The sequence below is a fragment of the Streptomyces sp. NBC_00620 genome (assembly GCF_026341825.1).
Lineage (GTDB): Bacteria > Actinomycetota > Actinomycetes > Streptomycetales > Streptomycetaceae > Streptomyces.
This window is the reverse complement of sequence record NZ_JAPENY010000002.1, coordinates 203,640-220,667: the sequence shown is the minus strand read 5'-3', so window position 1 is coordinate 220,667 and position 17,028 is coordinate 203,640. Positions and strand designations below refer to the sequence as shown.

Here is a 17,028-nt window from a genome sequence, read left to right as displayed (position 1 = left end):
CCGGTGTCAGGATCTTCTGCGTCGATGCTTCTGGATGTTTTCGGGCGCCGGGCCCGATTACTTGATCATGTAGATCGTGGCGAAGAGGCCGATCCAGACGACATCGACGAAGTGCCAGTAGTAGGACACGACGATGGCGGCGGTCGCCTGCTCATGGGTGAACTTCCTGGCCGCGTACGTCCTGCCGAGGACGAACAGGAAGGCGATCAGGCCACCCGTGACATGCAGGCCATGGAAGCCGGTGGTCAGGTAGAACACCGAGCCGTACGGGTCGGAGGAGAGCGAGAGCCCGTCCTTCTTGACCAGTTCGGTGTACTCGAAGACCTGACCGCCGATGAAGATCGCACCCATGATGAAGGTGACGATGAACCACATCCGGAGCTTCTTCACGTCCCCGCGCTCGGCGGCGAACACGCCGAGCTGGCAGGTCAGGGAGGAGAGCACCAGGATCGTGGTGTTCGTCGCGGAGAACGGGAAGTTCAGGCTTGACGCCATTTCCTTCCAGTGATCCGGCCCGGTCACCGATCGCAGGGTGAAGTACATCGCGAAGAGGGCCGCGAAGAACATCAGCTCGGAACTCAGCCAGATGATGGTTCCGACGCTGGTGAGGTTCGGCCGATTGACCGACGGGTGCGCGTGCCCGGTTTCTACTGTCGTTGCTGTCGCCACGACCGACATTATGTCGGTCGCTTATCCCGCCCTCACCCCGGGGGGTGCCGTTCGGAGTGTTGATGGGGTGTGTCCAGCCCGTATGGCCCATCGAAGCCCTGTCCGAACCGGTGTTGACGAGGTGTTCGGAGGAGTAGCATCCGCCCAGCGGACCCTGTCCGTCTCGCCTTGAGGACGCCGACGTCTCGGAGGAAGAATGCAGCCGACCGCCACGGTGCTGGTCTACAGCGACGACTCCAACACCCGGGAGCAGGTGCGGCTTGCGACCGGCCGCAGGCCGGCCACCGACGTTCCCCTGGTCGAGTTCATCGAGTGCGCGACGCCCGCCGCCGTCCTGACGGAACTGGACAAGGGCGGGATCGACGTCTGTGTGCTGGACGGCGAGGCCGTGCCGATGGGCGGGATGGGTGTCTGCCGCCAGATCAAGGACGAGATCTTCAACTGCCCGCCCGTCCTCGTGCTGATCGGGCGGCCCCAGGACGCCTGGCTGGCCACGTGGAGCCGTGCGGACGCCGCGGTGACCTTGCCGGTGGATCCTGTGGAGTTCGCCGCCACGTTGGCCTCTCTGCTCCGCAGGAAGGCCCTTGCGGGCGCCTGAGAGAGGTTCTCCGCGCCCCGGTCTCACACTGACTCGGGGCGCAGCCTGGCGCGGTCCTGCGGGGGCGGGCCCTCGGGGGCTCCGCCCACCAGGGCGCTGCCCTTGCGCCACTTCTTCCAGGTGACGTTCCAGTCTCCGAAGCCGTTGCCGAACGGGTCCATGTCCTCGCCGTACGAGTTGATGACCTTCACGATGTCGCCCTCTCGGACGGTCTCGTAGAACCACGCGGCGTTGTCCGTGCTCATTCCGGTGCAGCCGTGGCTGACGTTGGCGTACCCCTGGGAGCCGGTGGACCAGGGCGCGGCGTGCACGTACTCGCCGCTCCATGTGACTCTCGTCGCGTAGTACACGGGCAGGTCGTACGAGTCGGAGGTGCCCTCGGCGATGCCGATGCTGGTTCCGCGCATCCGTACGAAGTACTCCTTGCCCAGTACGACCTTGACGCCGTTGCGGGTCTCGAAGCCGGGCTTGCCGGTGGTGACGGGGATCTCGTTGATCGCCTCGTCGTTCCGGTAGACCGTCATGGAGTGCGCGGAGGCGTCCGTGACGGCGATCAGGCGGTCGCCGGTGGTGAGCTTCAGGGGCTTGGCCTGGCCGCCCCAGAGGCGTTCGGCGACCTTGATGCCGCCGATGTTGCTGTGCGCCTGGATGGTGGCGTGGGTGGGCCAGTACTCCTTGGGGCGGTAGTGCAGCGTCTTGTCGTCCACCCAGTGCCAGGCGCCTTCCACGGCGGGCTTCGAGTCGACCTTGAGGGCGCGCTCGACGATGGCGCGGGCGGCCTTGTCCTTGACGGGGACACTCAGTTCGGCCGTGACGGGCTGGCCGACGCCGTACTTGCCCGCCTCGGGCCCGAAGGTGACGTTCAGGCGCTTCTTCGTCTTGGGGGTGCTGGTGTCGAAGCTGATGACCTTGCGGCCGGGGGCGCCGTCCTCGTCCTCCGTGCTCACGTGCACGGTGTAGCGGGCGCCCGCGGCCAGCGGCGAGGTGCTGTGCCAGCGGCCGCCGTCGGCGGAGAGTTCGCCCGCCACGTAGCGGCCTGACGCGTCGGTGGCCGTCACGTCGGTGATGCGCCCCTCGTCACCGTCGGCGGTGATTTCCAGGGGCTTGTCGGGGTCGGCCTTGCGGCTGTCGCCGGCCGGGCCGTTGAAGGAGATCTGACCCGCCGCGTCGTACGGCTTGGCCGAGAGCGGGTGGCCGTCGGAGCCGCAGGCGGTGACGCCCGCGCCGAGGGCGACCAGCAGCGTGGTGCAGCTGGCTACCGTGCGGAATCGCGGTGAGTGGTTCATGCGTTCACGCTATGAACCGTCGTCGGTCACGGCGCGCCGAGTGAGCCGTGCGAGGGACATATGGCGTGGCAAACGAGGGAGCCCGGACTCTCCTGACGGAGTGTCCGGGCTCCCGGTGATCATCGCGTGCTACTGCGTGCGGTTCTCACCGTGGTAGTACTCGAAGACCCAGCCCCACAGGCCGATCACGATGATCGGGGCCGAGAAGTACAGCAGCCACCAGCCGAAGACGACGCCCAGGAAGGCGAGCGCTCCGCCGATGCCGAGCGTGAGCGGCTGCCAGCTGTGCGGGCTGAAGAAGCCCACCTCGCCGGCCTCGTCCGCGACGTCGGCCTCCTTGTCGTCCTGCGCCAGCGCGTCGACCCGCCGGGCCGTGAAGGCCAGGTAGTAGCCGATCATGACGCACAGGCCGAAGCCCAGGAAGAGCGCCGTGGTGCCGGCGGGCTCCTTCGACCACACGCCATAGACGATCGCCATGGCGAGGACGAAGACCGCCAGCCAGAGGAACAGCTTGCCTTGGACCTTCACTTGCCCGCCTCCTTGCCGCCGGCGAGAGCCTTCTCACCGTGACCGGCGTTCTCGAGCTGGTCGAGAGCGGCGATCTCGGGGTGGTGCAGGTCGAACGCCGGGGATTCCGAACGGATCCGCGGCAGGGTGAGGAAGTTGTGCCGCGGCGGCGGGCAGGACGTGGCCCATTCGAGCGAACGGCCGTAGCCCCACGGGTCGTCGATTTCGACCTTCTTGCCGTACTTGGCGGTCTTCCACACGTTGTAGAAGAACGGCAGGATCGACAGACCGAGCACGAACGAGCTGATCGTCGAGATCGTGTTCAGCGCGGTGAAGCCGTCGGCCGCGAGATAGTCCGCGTAACGACGCGGCATGCCCTCGGCACCCAGCCAGTGCTGCACCAGGAACGTGCCGTGGAAGCCGACGAACAGCGTCCAGAAGGTGATCTTGCCGAGGCGCTCGTCGAGCATCTTGCCGGTCATCTTCGGCCACCAGAAGTGGAAGCCGGAGAACATCGCGAAGACGACGGTGCCGAAGACCACGTAGTGGAAGTGCGCCACCACGAAGTACGAGTCCGAGACGTGGAAGTCCATCGGCGGCGAGGCCAGGATGACACCGGTCAGACCACCGAAGGTGAAGGTGATCAGGAAGCCTGTCGCCCAGAGCATCGGGGTCTCGAAACTCAAGGACCCCTTCCACATCGTTCCGATCCAGTTGAAGAACTTCACGCCTGTCGGCACGGCGATGAGGAACGTCATGAAGGAGAAGAACGGGAGGAGTACGCCGCCGGTGACGTACATGTGGTGCGCCCACACGGTCACGGAGAGGCCCGCGATCGCGATGGTCGCGCCGATCAGGCCCATGTAGCCGAACATCGGCTTGCGGGAGAACACCGGGATCACTTCGGAGATGATTCCGAAGAATGGCAGGGCGATGATGTACACCTCTGGATGGCCGAAGAACCAGAAGAGGTGTTGCCACAGCAATGCCCCGCCGTTGGCGGCGTCGAAGACATGTGCCCCGAATTTCCGATCCGCCTCCAGCGCGAACAGCGCGGCGGCGAGGACGGGGAAGGCCAGCAGGACCAGGACCGCGGTCAGCAGCACGTTCCACACGAAGATCGGCATGCGGAACATCGTCATGCCGGGGGCGCGCATGCAGATGATGGTGGTGATGAAGTTGACCGCGCCGAGGATCGTGCCGAAGCCGGAGAAGGCCAGGCCCATGATCCACATGTCGGCGCCGATGCCCGGCGAGCGGACCGCGTCGGAGAGCGGGCTGTAGGCGAACCAGCCGAAGTCGGCCGCGCCCTGCGGGGTGAGGAAGCCGCCGACCGCGATGAGCGAGCCGAACAGGTAGAGCCAGTAGGCGAACATGTTCAGCCGCGGGAACGCCACGTCGGGCGCGCCGATCTGCAGCGGCATGATCCAGTTCGTGAAGCCGGCGAACAGCGGCGTCGCGAACATCAGCAGCATGATCGTGCCGTGCATCGTGAACGCCTGGTTGAACTGCTCGTTCGACATGATCTGCGTGCCGGGACGGGCCAGTTCGGCGCGCATCAGCAGCGCCATGACGCCGCCGATGCAGAAGAACGCGAACGAGGTGATCAGATACAGCGTGCCGATCGTCTTGTGGTCAGTGGTGGTGAGCCACTTGATCACAACGTTGCCGGGCTGCTTGCGCCGTACCGGCAGCTCGTTCTCGTACGAGTCCTCCGCTGCGTCGGCGGCACCCTGAGGTTCGTTGAGGATGCTCACAGGTTGTTCGTCTCCCGGTTCTTCTCGGGGTCCGTCTGCTCAATGCCGGCCGGGACGTAGCCCGTCTGGCCCTTCTCCGCGAGCTCCTTGAGGTGGGCCTCGTAGCGCTCGGGAGAGACGACCTTCACGTTGAAGAGCATCCGGGAGTGGTCGACGCCGCAGAGTTCGGCGCACTTGCCCAGGTAGGTGCCCTCCGCGTTGGGGGTCACCTGGAAGGAGTTGGTGTGGCCCGGGATGACGTCCTGCTTCATCAGGAACGGCACCACCCAGAAGGAGTGGATGACGTCACGCGAAGTGAGGATGAAGCGGACCGTCTTGCCCTCGGGGAGCCAGAGGGTCGGCCCGGGGTTGTCCGTCTGCGGGTTCCGCTCGCCCGGCGTGCCGACCTCGTAGACGCCACCGGCGTTGGCCGGGAAGTCTTCCTTGAACCGGTCCGGAATGGCGTCCAGGTTCTTGTCGGTCGTGGCGTCACCGGTGGAACCGTCGACGTTCTCGATGTAGTTGAAGCCCCAGCTCCACTGGTAGCCGACGACGTTGATGGTGACGTCGGGCTTCTTGTCGAGGCTGAGGAGCTTCGTCTCGTCGCGGGCGGTGAAGTAGAACAGCACCGAGACGATGATGAGCGGGACCACGGTGTACAGCGCCTCGATGGGCATGTTGTACCGGGTCTGCGGGGGAACTTCGACCTTGGTACGGCTGCGCCGGTGGAAGAACACGCTCCACAGGATCAGGCCCCAGACCAGCACGCCCGTGGCGAGCGCGGCCGCCCACGAGCCCTGCCAGAGGGAGAGGATCCGCGGACCCTCGTCCGTGACCGGGGTGGGAAAACCAAGGCGGGGAAAGTCCTTGTATGTGCAACCGGTAGCGGTAGCCAGGACCAGGCCCGCAGTCATTGCCTGCAGCAGCTTCCGCCGCATCGGGCGCCGCGGCGAGCGGTCGGAGCCGTTGGGACTCACGTAGCGCCTTCCCGAGAGTCTCGCCCGCGCTGGTTGGCTACGGCCTTCTCGCTGGTCGCTCGCCGCCCTGGCACACGGGCAGGGGTTTGGATGTTTATGCGGAGCAAACCCTACTGGACGCTATTTGGGGTCGCGCGGGGAGGGGGGCGCAACGCGCCGCTGGGTTTGGCGGAGGGGGTGAGTTGCCCTGCTCTTGGCTGCTTCTGACGGGGGGTTCGGGGCGCCCAGCAGCTCGACGGGTGACTCTTGCAGCGCGGCTGCGGGTTCGTTGTGGCTGATCGCGCCGTTCCCCGCGCCCCTTGCGGGGCGCTCCCGTGACAGGACGCTTTAGCGTTGCTGTGTGTCCTACTTCGATGCTGCTTCCGCCGCTCCCCTTCATCCCGTTGCCCGGCAGGCCCTGCAGGCCTCGTTGGACGAGGGGTGGGCGGATCCCGCACGTCTGTACAGGGAGGGAAGGCGGGCCCGGTTGCTGCTCGACGCGTCGCGGGAGGCGGCGGCCGAGGCGGTGGGCTGCCGGCCGGACGAACTGGTCTTCACCTCGTCGGGTACGCGGGCGGTGCACTCCGGGATCGCGGGCGCGCTGGCCGGGCGGCGGCGCGTGGGAAGCCACCTGATCGTGTCAGCGGTCGAACATTCTTCGGTGCTCCATTCGGCCGAGGTCCACGAGTCGGCGGGCGGGTCGGTGACCCAGGTACCGGTCGGCCGAACGGGCGCGGTGTCCCCTTCGGCGTACGCGGCGGCCCTGCGCCCCGACACGGCACTCGCCTGTCTGCAGTCCGCCAACCACGAGGTGGGCACGGAGCAGCCGGTGGCCGCGGTGGCCGAGGCGTGCCGGGCGGCGGGCGCACCGCTGCTGGTGGACGCGGCGCAGTCGCTGGGATGGGGCCGGGTGGAGGGCGAGTGGTCCCTGCTCACGGCAAGTGCCCACAAATGGGGCGGCCCTTCGGGGGTCGGGCTGCTCGTCGTACGCAAAGGTGTGCGGTTCGCTCCTCAAGGGCCCGTGGACGAGCGGGAGTCGGGGCGGGCGGCCGGGTTCGAGAACATTCCCGGGATCGTGGCCGCGGCGGCGGCGCTGCGGGCCGTGCGGGCCGAGGCGGCCGCGGAGGGCGCGCGGCTGCGGGAACTGACGGACCGGATCCGGCTGCGGGTGCCCGAACTGGTCCCGGACGTCGAGGTGGTCGGTGACCCCGAACGCAGGCTGCCCGGCGTCGTCACCTTCTCCTGTCTCTATGTCGACGGAGAGACTCTGCTGCACGAACTGGACCGGGAGGGTTTCTCGGTCTCCTCGGGTTCCTCGTGCACGAGCAGCACGCTGACGCCCAGCCATGTCCTGAAGGCGATGGGTGTCCTGACCGAGGGCAACGTCCGGGTGTCGCTGCCGCCGGGTGTCCCGGAGGCGGACGTCGACCGGTTCCTGTCGGTTCTGCCGGCCGCGGTCTCCGCCGTACGGGAGAAGCTGGGCGCCCCGGCCGCGCCGACGAAGACTGCCGCCGCCGTCGACTCGCTCGTCGTGAACGCCCTGGGCAGGCGGTGTCCGATCCCGGTCATCGAGCTGGCCAAGGTCATCGGCGACGTCCCGGTCGGCGGCACGGTCCGTGTGCTGTCGGACGACGAGGCGGCGCGCCTGGACATTCCGGCGTGGTGCGAGATGCGGGGGCAGGAGTACGTCGGGGAGGAGCCGGCGGACCACGGTTCTGTGTACGTGGTCCGCCGGATGTCCTAGCTACACCAGGTGGGCCTGGACCTCGGCGGCGGCCTCATGGCCGTACGCCTTGGTGAAGCGGTCCATGAAGTTGGAGCGGCTCAGCTGGTACTCCTGCGTGCCGACCGTCTCGATGACCAGGGTGGCGAGCATGCAGCCGACCTGGGCGGCGCGCTCGTGGGAGACGCCCCAGGCCAGGCCGGAGAGGAAGCCCGCGCGGAAGGCGTCGCCGACGCCCGTGGGGTCGGCCTTGCGCTCCTCCTCGGCGCAGCCGACCTCGATCGGGTCCTCGCCGACGCGCTCGATGCGTACGCCCTGCGAGCCCAGGGTCGTGACGCGGTGGCCGACCTTGCCGAGGATCTCCTCCTCGGTCCAGCCGGTCTTGGACTCGATGAGCCCCTTCTCGTACTCGTTCGAGAAGAGGTACGTCGCGCCGTCCAGCAGTATCCGGATGTCGTCGCCGCTCATCCGGGCGATCTGCTGGGAGAAGTCGGCCGCGAAGGGGATCGCGCGGGTGCGGCACTCCTCGGTGTGGCGCAGCATCGCCTCGGGGTCGTCCGCGCCGATCAGGACGAGGTCGAGACCGCCGACGCGGTCCGCGACGGCCTTGAGCTCGATCTGGCGGGCCTCGCTCATGGCGCCCGTGTAGAAGGAGCCGATCTGGTTGTGGTCGGCGTCCGTGGTGCACACGAAGCGCGCGGTGTGCAGCACCTCGGAGATGCGTACGGAGCCGGTGTCGACGCCGTGCCTGTCCAGCCAGGCGCGGTACTCGTCGAAGTCGGAGCCGGCCGCCCCGACCAGGATCGGCTTGGTGCCGAGCTGGCCCATGCCGAAGGCGATGTTCGCGCCGACCCCTCCCCGGCGTACGTCGAGGTTGTCGACCAGGAAGGAGAGGGAGACCGTGTGCAGCTGGTCCGCGACCAGCTGGTCGGCGAAACGGCCGGGGAAGGTCATGAGGTGGTCGGTGGCGATGGAGCCGGTGACTGCGATACGCACGGCGAGGACACGCTCCTGCGAGAGGGATGTGAAGGGGCTGGCGTTGACAGTTCACGCTACCCGGTCGGCACGCGGGCTTTGAAGCGGCAAAAACTACCCGATAGTAGATCTTTCTTCGCGGGCTGAACCGTGCCTACGGTGCCGCTATGACAAACCTGAAGGTCCACGGCACCGCTCCGCAAGACCTCGAAGGCGATCTGGCTTCATTGCGCGGGGACTGCGCGCGGATGGCCGAGCACTGGACGGCGCCCGCTCCTGTCACCGCCCTCCCCGTCCCGCCCTCCCTCATCCACGGTGTGACGGTGCCGCCCACTTCGGCCCGGCTGCTGGACGCGATGTCGGACTACGGCGACTGACGAACCTGGAAAAGGCGGGCTGAAACAGCGCCCGCAGGGAACCGTGCGCTCCCCCGCTGCGTCCCATCGCTGTCCCCCGTAAAGGGGATGCGGTATACGACCCTCAGCGCCCTTTTTCGGCGCCCCGTTTTGACCGGGCCGGGTCGTCTGGACAGCAGTGGAGTCGAAGGAGCGATGCGGTGAGCACCGAGCGACCGGACAACGAGGCGACCGATTCCGCCGAGGGTGGCGAGACGGCGAAGCCGCGCCGGCGGCATTCCCCGGTGGCCGTCGCCTCGGTCGCGGCCGCGGTCCTGCTCGTCGGGGGCGGCGGGGCGTTCTTCGCCACGACCGCGTCCGGTGGCGGGAACGGCAGCAGCGGCTCCGGGACACCCGGCGGCGACGGCACTCCCCCGGCGCTCGCCCTCGACGGGTACTCCGAGAGCGGGACGAGCGACTCGGGCGGTACGGGCGACCCGAACGGCATCGCGCCGGGTGAGCCCAACCCCTACGGAGCGACCTATCGCGTGGACGGCGAGCTCCCCGACGGCCCGGACTCGGCGCCCGTGTACACGGCGAAGGGCGAGGTGACGAAGGCCGAGGTGGCGCGGCTTGCCGAGGCGCTCGGAGTGGCGGGCACCCCGCGGACGGACGGGGAGGACTGGACGGTCGGTTCCACGAACGACGCCTCGGAACCGAACCTTCGGGTGAGCAGGGCCGCGCCGGGGACCTGGACGTACAGCTCGTATCTGCCGGGGACCGACAACTGCCCCAAGGACAAGCGCTGCATCCCGGTCGGGTCCAGCGGCCTTGCCGGTCTGCGACCGGGGGCGGTGAGCGAGGAGGAGGCGAAGAAGGCGGCCGCCCCCGTGCTGAAGGCCGTCGGCCAGGACGACGCGAAGCTGGACGCCACTCAGCTCATGAACGACGACCAGGTACGGGTGGTGAACGCGGACCCGGAGTTCGGCGGGCTGCCCACCTACGGCTGGACGACCGGCATCCAGGTCAGCTCCGAGGGCAAGATCATCGGCGGCAGCGGCCAGTTGAAGGCGCCGGTGAAGGGGGACACGTACCCCGTCATCACCGCGCAGGAGACCCTTGACCTGATGAACGGGGCGGCGTCGGCCTCGGGCGGCGGGGCCAATGGCATCGGCGGCTGCGCCAGTCCCGTACCGCTGAAGGACCGGAACGAGGTGCCGTGCGAGGCATCGACCGTGGCGCCGTCACCCGCGTCGGTGACCGTCGAGAAGGCCACGTTCGGGCTGGCGGTGCACTCGGTGGACGGGCGGCAGGCGCTGGTGCCGTCCTGGCTGTTCGAGGTCCGGGCCGTTGGCGCGGAGGACGTCCTCACGGTGACGCATCCGGCGGTCGATCCGCAGTACCTGGTCTCGCCGAAGGCCGCCCAGGAGCCGACCCCGGCCCCCACGCCTTCGCTGACCGGGACGACCACGTCCAGTGACGTCAAGGTGGAGGGCTACACCGCCGACGGCAAGGACCTGACCGTGAGCTTCTGGGGCGGGGTGTGCAGCAAGTACACGGCCTCGGCGAGCGAGAGTTCCGGCAAGGTGACGGTCACCGTGACCGGCACGTCGAAGCCGGACCAGGTCTGCATCATGCTCGCGAAGGCGATCGATCTCACGGTGCACCTGGACGAGCCGATCGGTGACCGAACGGTCGTGGGGACGAACGGCAAGGAGATCCCGGAGGGGAAGGACCTCGGCGCCGTGGAGAAGTCGGCGCAGCCGCAGTAGCGGCGAGCGGGCCGGCGCAGCCGCAGTCACGGTGAGCGGGTCGACACAGCCGTAGTCACGGCGGCCAGGTCGGCGCCGCCGCAGAACGGCGGCAACGTCACCGCGGCCCCGGAAGCGGCCGTGAGCACGCGAAGGCGGCGTCCCTGTCGGAGGGGGACGCCGCCTTCGTACGCGGGCAGCGGTGAGCCGGGCGCTCAGCCGTGGGCGCGACTTAGCTGAAGGAGTCGCCGCAGGCGCAGGAGCCCGTCGCGTTCGGGTTGTCGATCGTGAAGCCCTGCTTCTCGATGGTGTCCACGAAGTCGATGGACGCGCCGCCCAGGTAGGGGGCGCTCATACGGTCGGTGACGACCTTGACGCCGCCGAAGTCCTTGACGACATCGCCGTCGAGGGAGCGCTCGTCGAAGAAGAGCTGGTAACGCAGGCCGGAGCAGCCGCCGGGCTGAACGGCGACGCGCAGCGCCAGGTCCTCGCGGCCTTCCTGGTCGAGCAGGGCCTTGACCTTGGCCGCGGCCGACTCGGACAGCATGATGCCGTCGTTCACGGTGGTGGTCTCGTCCGATACGGACATCTGCTTCTCTCCCGGGTTGTACGGAGACTGCTTGCCGACAATGGCAACCTGCGGGGCCGCGGATTCATTCCGGGCCGAGCGTGTGTCTTTGCCTTCTCTCTTCATGCTCGCACATGCCCACAAGCGCGGACAGCGGCCTGTGGACAACCCCGTGGACACCCGCACGCCACCTGCCGTAGCGGCGTCCGGGATTCACGTCACATCGACGTTATGGCCGTCGTCAAAGTGACGTGAAGCAGTTATGATAGATAACGTCATTTCGACGAAAAGGCTTGTCCCGCATGTCCCGCCGGATCGCTCCCACGAGCCGGCGAGCCGCAGAACAGAAAGGGTGCGTGTCGTGACCACCGCCCAGACCCAGGAGCTCGACGTACAGCCGACGCCCCTCGCCCTGCTGCTGCTCGGCCGCGAGGCCGACCCGAGGAGCGAGCGCGGTGTCGAGTGCCCCGGAGACCTGCCCTCGCCGTCCGACCCGGACCTGGTGGAGCGCGCCCGCGCGGCCAAGGAGAAGCTCGGGGACAAGGTCTTCGTGCTCGGCCACCACTACCAGCGCGACGAGGTCATCCAGTTCGCGGACGTCACCGGTGACTCCTTCAAGCTGGCCCGGGACGCGGCCGCGCGCCCCGAGGCCGAGTACATCGTGTTCTGCGGCGTGCACTTCATGGCGGAGTCCGCGGACATCCTGACCGGCGACGACCAGAAGGTCGTCCTGCCGGACCTCGCCGCGGGCTGCTCGATGGCCGACATGGCCACCGCCGAGCAGGTCGCCGAGTGCTGGGACGTGCTGACCGAGGCCGGGGTGGCCGAGCAGGTCGTGCCCGTCTCGTACATGAACTCCTCCGCGGACATCAAGGCGTTCACCGGCAAGCACGGCGGCACGATCTGCACCTCCTCCAACGCCCAGCGGGCCCTGGAGTGGGCCTTCGAGCAGGGCGAGAAGGTGCTCTTCCTGCCCGACCAGCACCTGGGCCGCAACACCGCCGTCCGCGACATCGGGATGACGCTGGAGGACTGCGTCCTCTACAACCCGCACAAGCCGAACGGCGGCCTGACCGTCGAACAGCTGCGGGACGCGAAGATGATCCTGTGGCGGGGCCACTGCTCCGTGCACGGCCGCTTCTCCGTCGACTCGGTGAACGACGTGCGCGCCCGGATACCCGGTGTCAACGTCCTGGTGCACCCCGAGTGCAAGCACGAGGTCGTCGAGGCGGCGGACTACGTGGGTTCCACGGAGTACATCATCAAGGCCCTGGAGGCGGCTCCGGCCGGTTCCAAGTGGGCGATCGGCACGGAGCTGAACCTCGTACGGCGGCTCGCGAACCGTTTCGCGAGCGAGGACAAGGAGGTCGTCTTCCTCGACAAGACGGTCTGCTTCTGCTCGACCATGAACCGCATCGACCTCCCCCACCTGGTGTGGACCCTGGAGTCCCTGGCGGAGGGCAACCTCGTCAACCGCATCGAGGTGGACCGGGAGACCGAGCAGTTCGCCAAGCTGGCGCTGGAGCGGATGCTGGCGCTGCCGTAGTCCGTACGGCTGTTGGGCAGGTAAGGGGCGCCGGCCGTTGCCGGCGCCCCTTACTCATCGCCCTAGCAGGAGCAGAGGTCCTGCACTCATCGCCCTAGTAGGAGCAGAGGTCCCGCGAGACCTGCGTCGGGTCGCTGCTCGCGCTGCCCCAGTTGTACTCGTCGAACTTGTTGGCCATCGCGCTGCCCTCTTCGACGATCACGTACGAGGTGTTGTCCCCCGCGTAGTCGTCGTTGCGGAACTCGTTGTCCGTGGTCTGCGACAGCCAGTCCGTCAGACCGCCCTGGTTGTTGAACATCGCGTGCTTGCCCCAGCCGACGTAGACGCTGGGCCGCTCCTTGCCGTATCCCCAGTTGTCGGCGTTGATGTCGGCCGACTCGACCTTGGTCCAGTCGGTCAGGACCTTGTGGCCGCCGTGGGAGCTGAGCAGGAGCGAGGAGCGGGTCCACTTGTTGTCGCCCGCGTACTTCCAGGTGGTGACCACGTGCTCGAAGTCGTACGCGTGGCCGATGACACCGCTGAAGCCGTCCTTGGGGAAGAACAGCGTGTAGATGACCCGCACCTCGGTGCCGAAGCAGGTCTTGACCGTCGTGTACGTCGGGAAGTAGGTGCCCGGGGCGGCGCAGCCGTAGTCGGTGTCCGGCCACGGCCTCAGCTCGGCGGGCGGCGCCTGCTGGTCACCGTTGACGAAGGCGCTCGACGGCCAGCAGGTGTCGTTGCCGAGGGCGCGGGCGAACTGCCAGTCGGGGGCTCCCGCGGCGATGAAGTCATTGAGGTTGCCCTTCCATTCCAGCGGCTCGTTCGCGCTGGCGGTGGGGGCGGAGGCGAAGGTGCCGAGCACGGCCAGCGCCAGGGCGCCGAGGATCGTGCGGTGCGGGCGCATGGCGGTACGGAGGGAGCCGCGGGGGGCGTTCATGACGGTCCTTAGATCGGGGGGGAACCGGATTGCACAAGAGGTGAAACAGGGGGTCGCACCAGCTCGCCACCGCCGTGAGGTGCGGCGGTGGCGAGTGAGGTCACGCGGGGAAGGGAGCCGTCAGCAGTAGAGATTGGCTCCGGGCGTGACGCCGAGGATCCCGGTGAAACGGTTGTAGGCGTCGACGCGGCTCTGGACCTGCGCGGGGTTGCGCCCGTCGCATTCCAGGGAGCCGTTGATGCTGCGGATGGTCTGGCCGAAGCCGGCGCCGTTGACCATGGCGTTGTGCGGGGTCATGGTGCCGGGACCGTTCTGGGTGTTCCAGTACCAGAGGCCGGTCTTCCAGGCCACCGCGGCGTCGTTCTGCACCAGCCAGGGGTTGTTCAGCAGGTCGATGCCGAGCGCGTCGCCCGCGGCCTTGTAGTTGAAGTTCCAGCTGAGCTGGATCGGGCCACGGCCGTAGTACGCCGCCTGACCGGCCGGGCAGCCGTAGGACTGACCCCAGTCGCAGTACGTGGGGTAGTTGGCGGTGTTCTGCTCGACGATGTAGACCAGACCGCCGGTCTCGTGGTTGACGTTGGCCAGGAAGGCCGCCGCCTCCTGCTTCTTCACCGTGTCACTGCCCGTGTTGGCGAACGCCGGGTAGGCGCTCAGGGCGGCGGTCAGACCGCTGTAGGTGTAGAAGGAGTTCCGGCTCGGGAACATCTGGTTGAACTGCGCCTCGGTGACGACGAATCCGCTCGGGGTGGTGCCGCCGCCGGTGGCCGGAGCCGTCCACTTCTGGTTCGCGGCGCCGGTGCAGGTCCAGATCTGCAGCCGGGTGCCGTTGGCCGAGTTGTTGCCGGCGACGTCGAGACACTTATTCGCCGCGGGGTTGACGATGTCACGCGCGGCCGTCACGACCCACTGCTGGTTGGCGCCGCCGACGCAGTCCCAGAGGTGGATCAGCGCGCCGTCGGCGGTCGAGTTGTTCGACACGTCCAGACACTTGCCGAGCGCCCGGATGGTGCCGTCGGAGCCGACGTTCCACTGCTGGGCCGCGGTGCCGTTGCAGTCGTAGAGCTGCACCGCCGTGCCGTTGGCGGTCGAAGCGCCCGCCACGTCGACACACTTGCCCGCGAGGCCGCTGATCTGGCCGGTGGCGGCCGCGGCGGGAGACGCGGGCAGCACGCTCAGCAGACCCACGACGAGGGAGCAGGCGGCGGCGTAGGCCGCACGCCTCCAGCCTTTTCTCATGCCCATGTCATACCTTTCGCCGTTTTGCGCTCAAGTGGGGAGTCGAAAGAGGGGGGTTGAACCTTCGCAAGTCCTTCACCGCTTGTTTTAAGGCGTGAACGAAAGCGCGTCAAGGTTTTGGTATGGACCAATTCAAGAACGATGTCCGAACAGGCCATGGAATGGCCAAAGGCCCTCCTCCCGGCGCGAGTTGCGCCGGGAGGAGGGCCCTTCAACAGGCAGGAAAGATCAGACTCCGGCAGGCTCCGGAGACTTGTCCTCCTCGCCCGCGAGGGCAGCCGCCCCACCGGACTTCGCCGCCCGCTTGGCCGCCTTCTTCTTCGCCCGCCGCTCCTTGCGAAGTTCGACCACCGTGTACAGCGTCGGCACCAGGAGGAGCGTCAGCAGCGTCGACGTGATCAGACCGCCGATGACGACCACGGCCAGCGGCTGGGCGATGAATCCGCCCTCGCCGGTGACGCCGAGGGCCATCGGGAGCAGGGCGAAGATGGTCGCGAGCGCCGTCATCAGGATGGGCCGGAGCCGGTGCCGGCCGCCCTCGATGACCGCCTCGACCGTGCCGTAACCCTGCTTGCGGTACTGGTTGATCAGGTCGATCAGCACGATCGCGTTGGTGACCACGATGCCGATGAGCATCAGCATGCCGATCATCGCCGGGACACCCATCGGGGTGCCGGTGGCGATCAGCAGACCGATCGCGCCGGTCGCCGCGAACGGGATGGAGACAAGCAGGATCAGCGGCTGGATCAGCGAACGGAACGTCGCCACAAGGAGCATGAAGACGATCGCGATCGCCGCCAGCATCGCCAGGCCCAGCGCCGCGAACGAGTCGTCCTGGTCCTGCGAGACACCGCCGATCTCCGCGGTCGCACCGTCCGGCAGCTTCAGCGCGTCCAGCTTCGAGGTGAGGTCCGCGCTGACCGCGCCCGTGTTGTCGCCCGTCGGCTTCGCCGTGATGGTGGCGGCCCGCTGCCCGTCGATCCGGGTCATGGAGACCGGACCGTCGACCAGCTGCACCGTCGCGATGTCACCGAGCTTCACCGCACCCAGCGACAGGTTCTTCAGCTCGGCGAGCGTCTGAGCCGGCTTCGCCGACTTGATGACGACGTCCCGCTCGGTGTCGTCCAGGATCGCCTTGCCGCTCGTCGTGCCGCGCACCGCCTCACCGACGGCAACGCCGAGCGTCGCGTCGTTGAAACCGGCCGCCGCCGCCTTGGAGTTGGCCTTGACCGAGATACGCGGCACGCTCTGCGCCAGGTCGCTCGTCACGTCGGTCACGTCGTCCAGCTTCGCGACCTCGTCACGGACCTCCTCGGCCGCCTCGCGCAGGACGCCCGCGTCGGCCGCCTTCACGACGACGCTCAGATCCTGGCTGCCGAACCCGTCCCCGGCCGCGACCGTGGTCGTACCGACACCGGAGAGCTTGCCGAGCCCCTCCTCGATCCGGTCCTGGACCTCGTCGGCCGAAGCCGAGTCCTCCAGCATGACCTGGTACGAGGCCTGGTTGGTGTCCGTGCCACCGCCGAACGCGGCCATGAACCCGGACGAACCGATGGTGACCTGGTAGTCCTTGATGCCGTCGACACCGGCGAGCATCTTCTCGACCTGCTGGGCCGAGGCGTCGGTCGCCGCCAGGCTGATGCCCGGCTTCAACTCCTGCTTGACGGTGAGGACTTCCTGCTCGCCCTGGTCGAAGAAGTTCGTCTTCAGCAGGGGCGCCATGCCGAACGTGCCGACGAGGACGACGATCGCGATCGCCACGCTCGTCAGCCTGCGCCGGGTCGCGAAGCGCAGCACGGGAACGTAGAAGCGCTGGAGACGGCTGCGCGCCTCCTTCTCCTCCGCCTGGCGTCGCGCTTCCTCGGCGTCCGCCGGGGTGCCCTTGGGGGCGCGCAGGAACCAGTACGACAGCACCGGTACGACCGTGAGCGAGACGAGCAGGGACGCGAGCAGCGCCGCCGTGACCGTCAGGCCCACCAGTCGGATTAGCCAACCGTAGTCGCGTTGTGGCAGAGTGTGACGCGCACGCTCGGCGCCCAGGCGACGTCGAGCACCCTCCCCGATCGGGCATGTACGTGCCTGGTTGGCCAGCGTCCGGAGGGACGTGCCACGAGGGCCGTCGGCTTTGACCATCGGCACCAGGGCACGAAGACGATTGGCTCAGGGCGTGGGTTCCCACGTTCTGATCCTGTGCTGCCCACGGGATCGCCAAGCCAATCAGAGACG

The 17,028-nt window shown here is 68.0% G+C and carries 15 protein-coding genes; 5 read left to right on the top strand and 10 right to left on the bottom strand.

Going from position 1 to position 17,028, the window contains the following annotated elements; all coding sequences use genetic code 11:
• Nucleotides 1-57 precede the first annotated feature (57 nt).
• Nucleotides 58-678 (bottom strand): heme-copper oxidase subunit III, encoded by a 621-nt coding sequence (locus tag OG246_RS20160; protein WP_266465072.1) that lies wholly within the window; start codon nt 676-678, stop codon nt 58-60.
• A 187-nt stretch (nt 679-865) separates the two neighbouring features.
• Between OG246_RS20160 and OG246_RS20155 the strand changes: the two genes are divergently transcribed.
• Nucleotides 866-1,267, top strand: coding sequence for a hypothetical protein (locus OG246_RS20155; RefSeq protein ID WP_266465069.1), 402 nt, complete (start codon nt 866-868; stop codon nt 1,265-1,267).
• A 23-nt stretch (nt 1,268-1,290) separates the two neighbouring features.
• Here the strand turns inward: OG246_RS20155 and OG246_RS20150 are convergent, their stop codons facing one another.
• The 4 genes from OG246_RS20150 to coxB all read right to left on the bottom strand — a co-directional run bounded on the left by OG246_RS20150 (nt 1,291) and on the right by coxB (nt 5,773).
• Nucleotides 1,291-2,553: an Ig-like domain-containing protein gene (locus OG246_RS20150; protein ID WP_266465066.1), complete on the bottom strand. Its 1,263-nt coding sequence runs from the start codon at nt 2,551-2,553 to the stop codon at nt 1,291-1,293.
• A 129-nt stretch (nt 2,554-2,682) separates the two neighbouring features.
• Nucleotides 2,683-3,081 carry a cytochrome c oxidase subunit 4 gene (locus tag OG246_RS20145; protein WP_266465063.1) on the bottom strand — a complete coding sequence of 133 codons (399 nt, stop codon included), beginning with the start codon at nt 3,079-3,081 and terminating at the stop codon, nt 2,683-2,685.
• The gene (gene ctaD / locus OG246_RS20140; RefSeq protein WP_266465059.1) at nt 3,078-4,817 is read right to left on the bottom strand and encodes a cytochrome c oxidase subunit I; all 1,740 of its coding nucleotides are present in this window, start codon (nt 4,815-4,817) and stop codon (nt 3,078-3,080) included. The genes OG246_RS20145 and ctaD overlap by 4 nt, the downstream gene beginning before the upstream one ends.
• Nucleotides 4,814-5,773, bottom strand: a complete 960-nt coding sequence (gene coxB / locus OG246_RS20135; RefSeq protein WP_266465056.1) for a cytochrome c oxidase subunit II — start codon at nt 5,771-5,773, stop codon at nt 4,814-4,816. The genes ctaD and coxB overlap by 4 nt, the downstream gene beginning before the upstream one ends.
• Before the next feature lie 340 nt (nt 5,774-6,113).
• On the opposite strand from coxB, the gene OG246_RS20130 reads away from it, so the two are divergent.
• Complete coding sequence (locus OG246_RS20130; RefSeq protein ID WP_266465053.1) at nt 6,114-7,496, top strand: cysteine desulfurase/sulfurtransferase TusA family protein; 1,383 nt, start codon at nt 6,114-6,116, stop codon at nt 7,494-7,496.
• Here the strand turns inward: OG246_RS20130 and OG246_RS20125 are convergent, their stop codons facing one another.
• Complete coding sequence (locus OG246_RS20125; RefSeq protein WP_266465050.1) at nt 7,497-8,471, bottom strand: carbohydrate kinase family protein; 975 nt, start codon at nt 8,469-8,471, stop codon at nt 7,497-7,499.
• Between the two features lie 146 nt (nt 8,472-8,617).
• Between OG246_RS20125 and OG246_RS20120 the strand changes: the two genes are divergently transcribed.
• Nucleotides 8,618-8,827 (top strand): hypothetical protein, encoded by a 210-nt coding sequence (locus tag OG246_RS20120; protein WP_266465046.1) that lies wholly within the window; start codon nt 8,618-8,620, stop codon nt 8,825-8,827.
• A gap of 179 nt (nt 8,828-9,006) precedes the next feature.
• Nucleotides 9,007-10,557, top strand: coding sequence for a hypothetical protein (locus OG246_RS20115; RefSeq protein ID WP_266465043.1), 1,551 nt, complete (start codon nt 9,007-9,009; stop codon nt 10,555-10,557).
• Between the two features lie 211 nt (nt 10,558-10,768).
• Here the strand turns inward: OG246_RS20115 and OG246_RS20110 are convergent, their stop codons facing one another.
• Complete coding sequence (locus tag OG246_RS20110) at nt 10,769-11,125, bottom strand: iron-sulfur cluster assembly accessory protein (RefSeq protein WP_266465040.1); 357 nt, start codon at nt 11,123-11,125, stop codon at nt 10,769-10,771.
• A gap of 331 nt (nt 11,126-11,456) precedes the next feature.
• Here OG246_RS20110 and nadA point away from each other — a divergent pair, with 331 nt between their 5' ends.
• Complete coding sequence (gene nadA, locus OG246_RS20105) at nt 11,457-12,650, top strand: quinolinate synthase NadA (RefSeq protein WP_266465036.1); 1,194 nt, start codon at nt 11,457-11,459, stop codon at nt 12,648-12,650.
• 94 nt (nt 12,651-12,744) lie between these two features.
• Here nadA and OG246_RS20100 read toward each other — a convergent pair whose 3' ends face one another.
• The 3 genes from OG246_RS20100 to OG246_RS20090 all read right to left on the bottom strand — a co-directional run bounded on the left by OG246_RS20100 (nt 12,745) and on the right by OG246_RS20090 (nt 16,935).
• Nucleotides 12,745-13,566, bottom strand: coding sequence for an NPP1 family protein (locus tag OG246_RS20100; protein WP_266465033.1), 822 nt, complete (start codon nt 13,564-13,566; stop codon nt 12,745-12,747).
• A gap of 120 nt (nt 13,567-13,686) precedes the next feature.
• Entirely contained in the window at nt 13,687-14,802 is a 1,116-nt protein-coding gene (locus OG246_RS20095; protein ID WP_266465030.1) for a glycoside hydrolase family 19 protein, read from the bottom strand.
• A 228-nt stretch (nt 14,803-15,030) separates the two neighbouring features.
• Nucleotides 15,031-16,935, bottom strand: coding sequence for an efflux RND transporter permease subunit (locus OG246_RS20090; protein ID WP_266465028.1), 1,905 nt, complete (start codon nt 16,933-16,935; stop codon nt 15,031-15,033).
• Nucleotides 16,936-17,028: the final 93 nt, after the last annotated feature.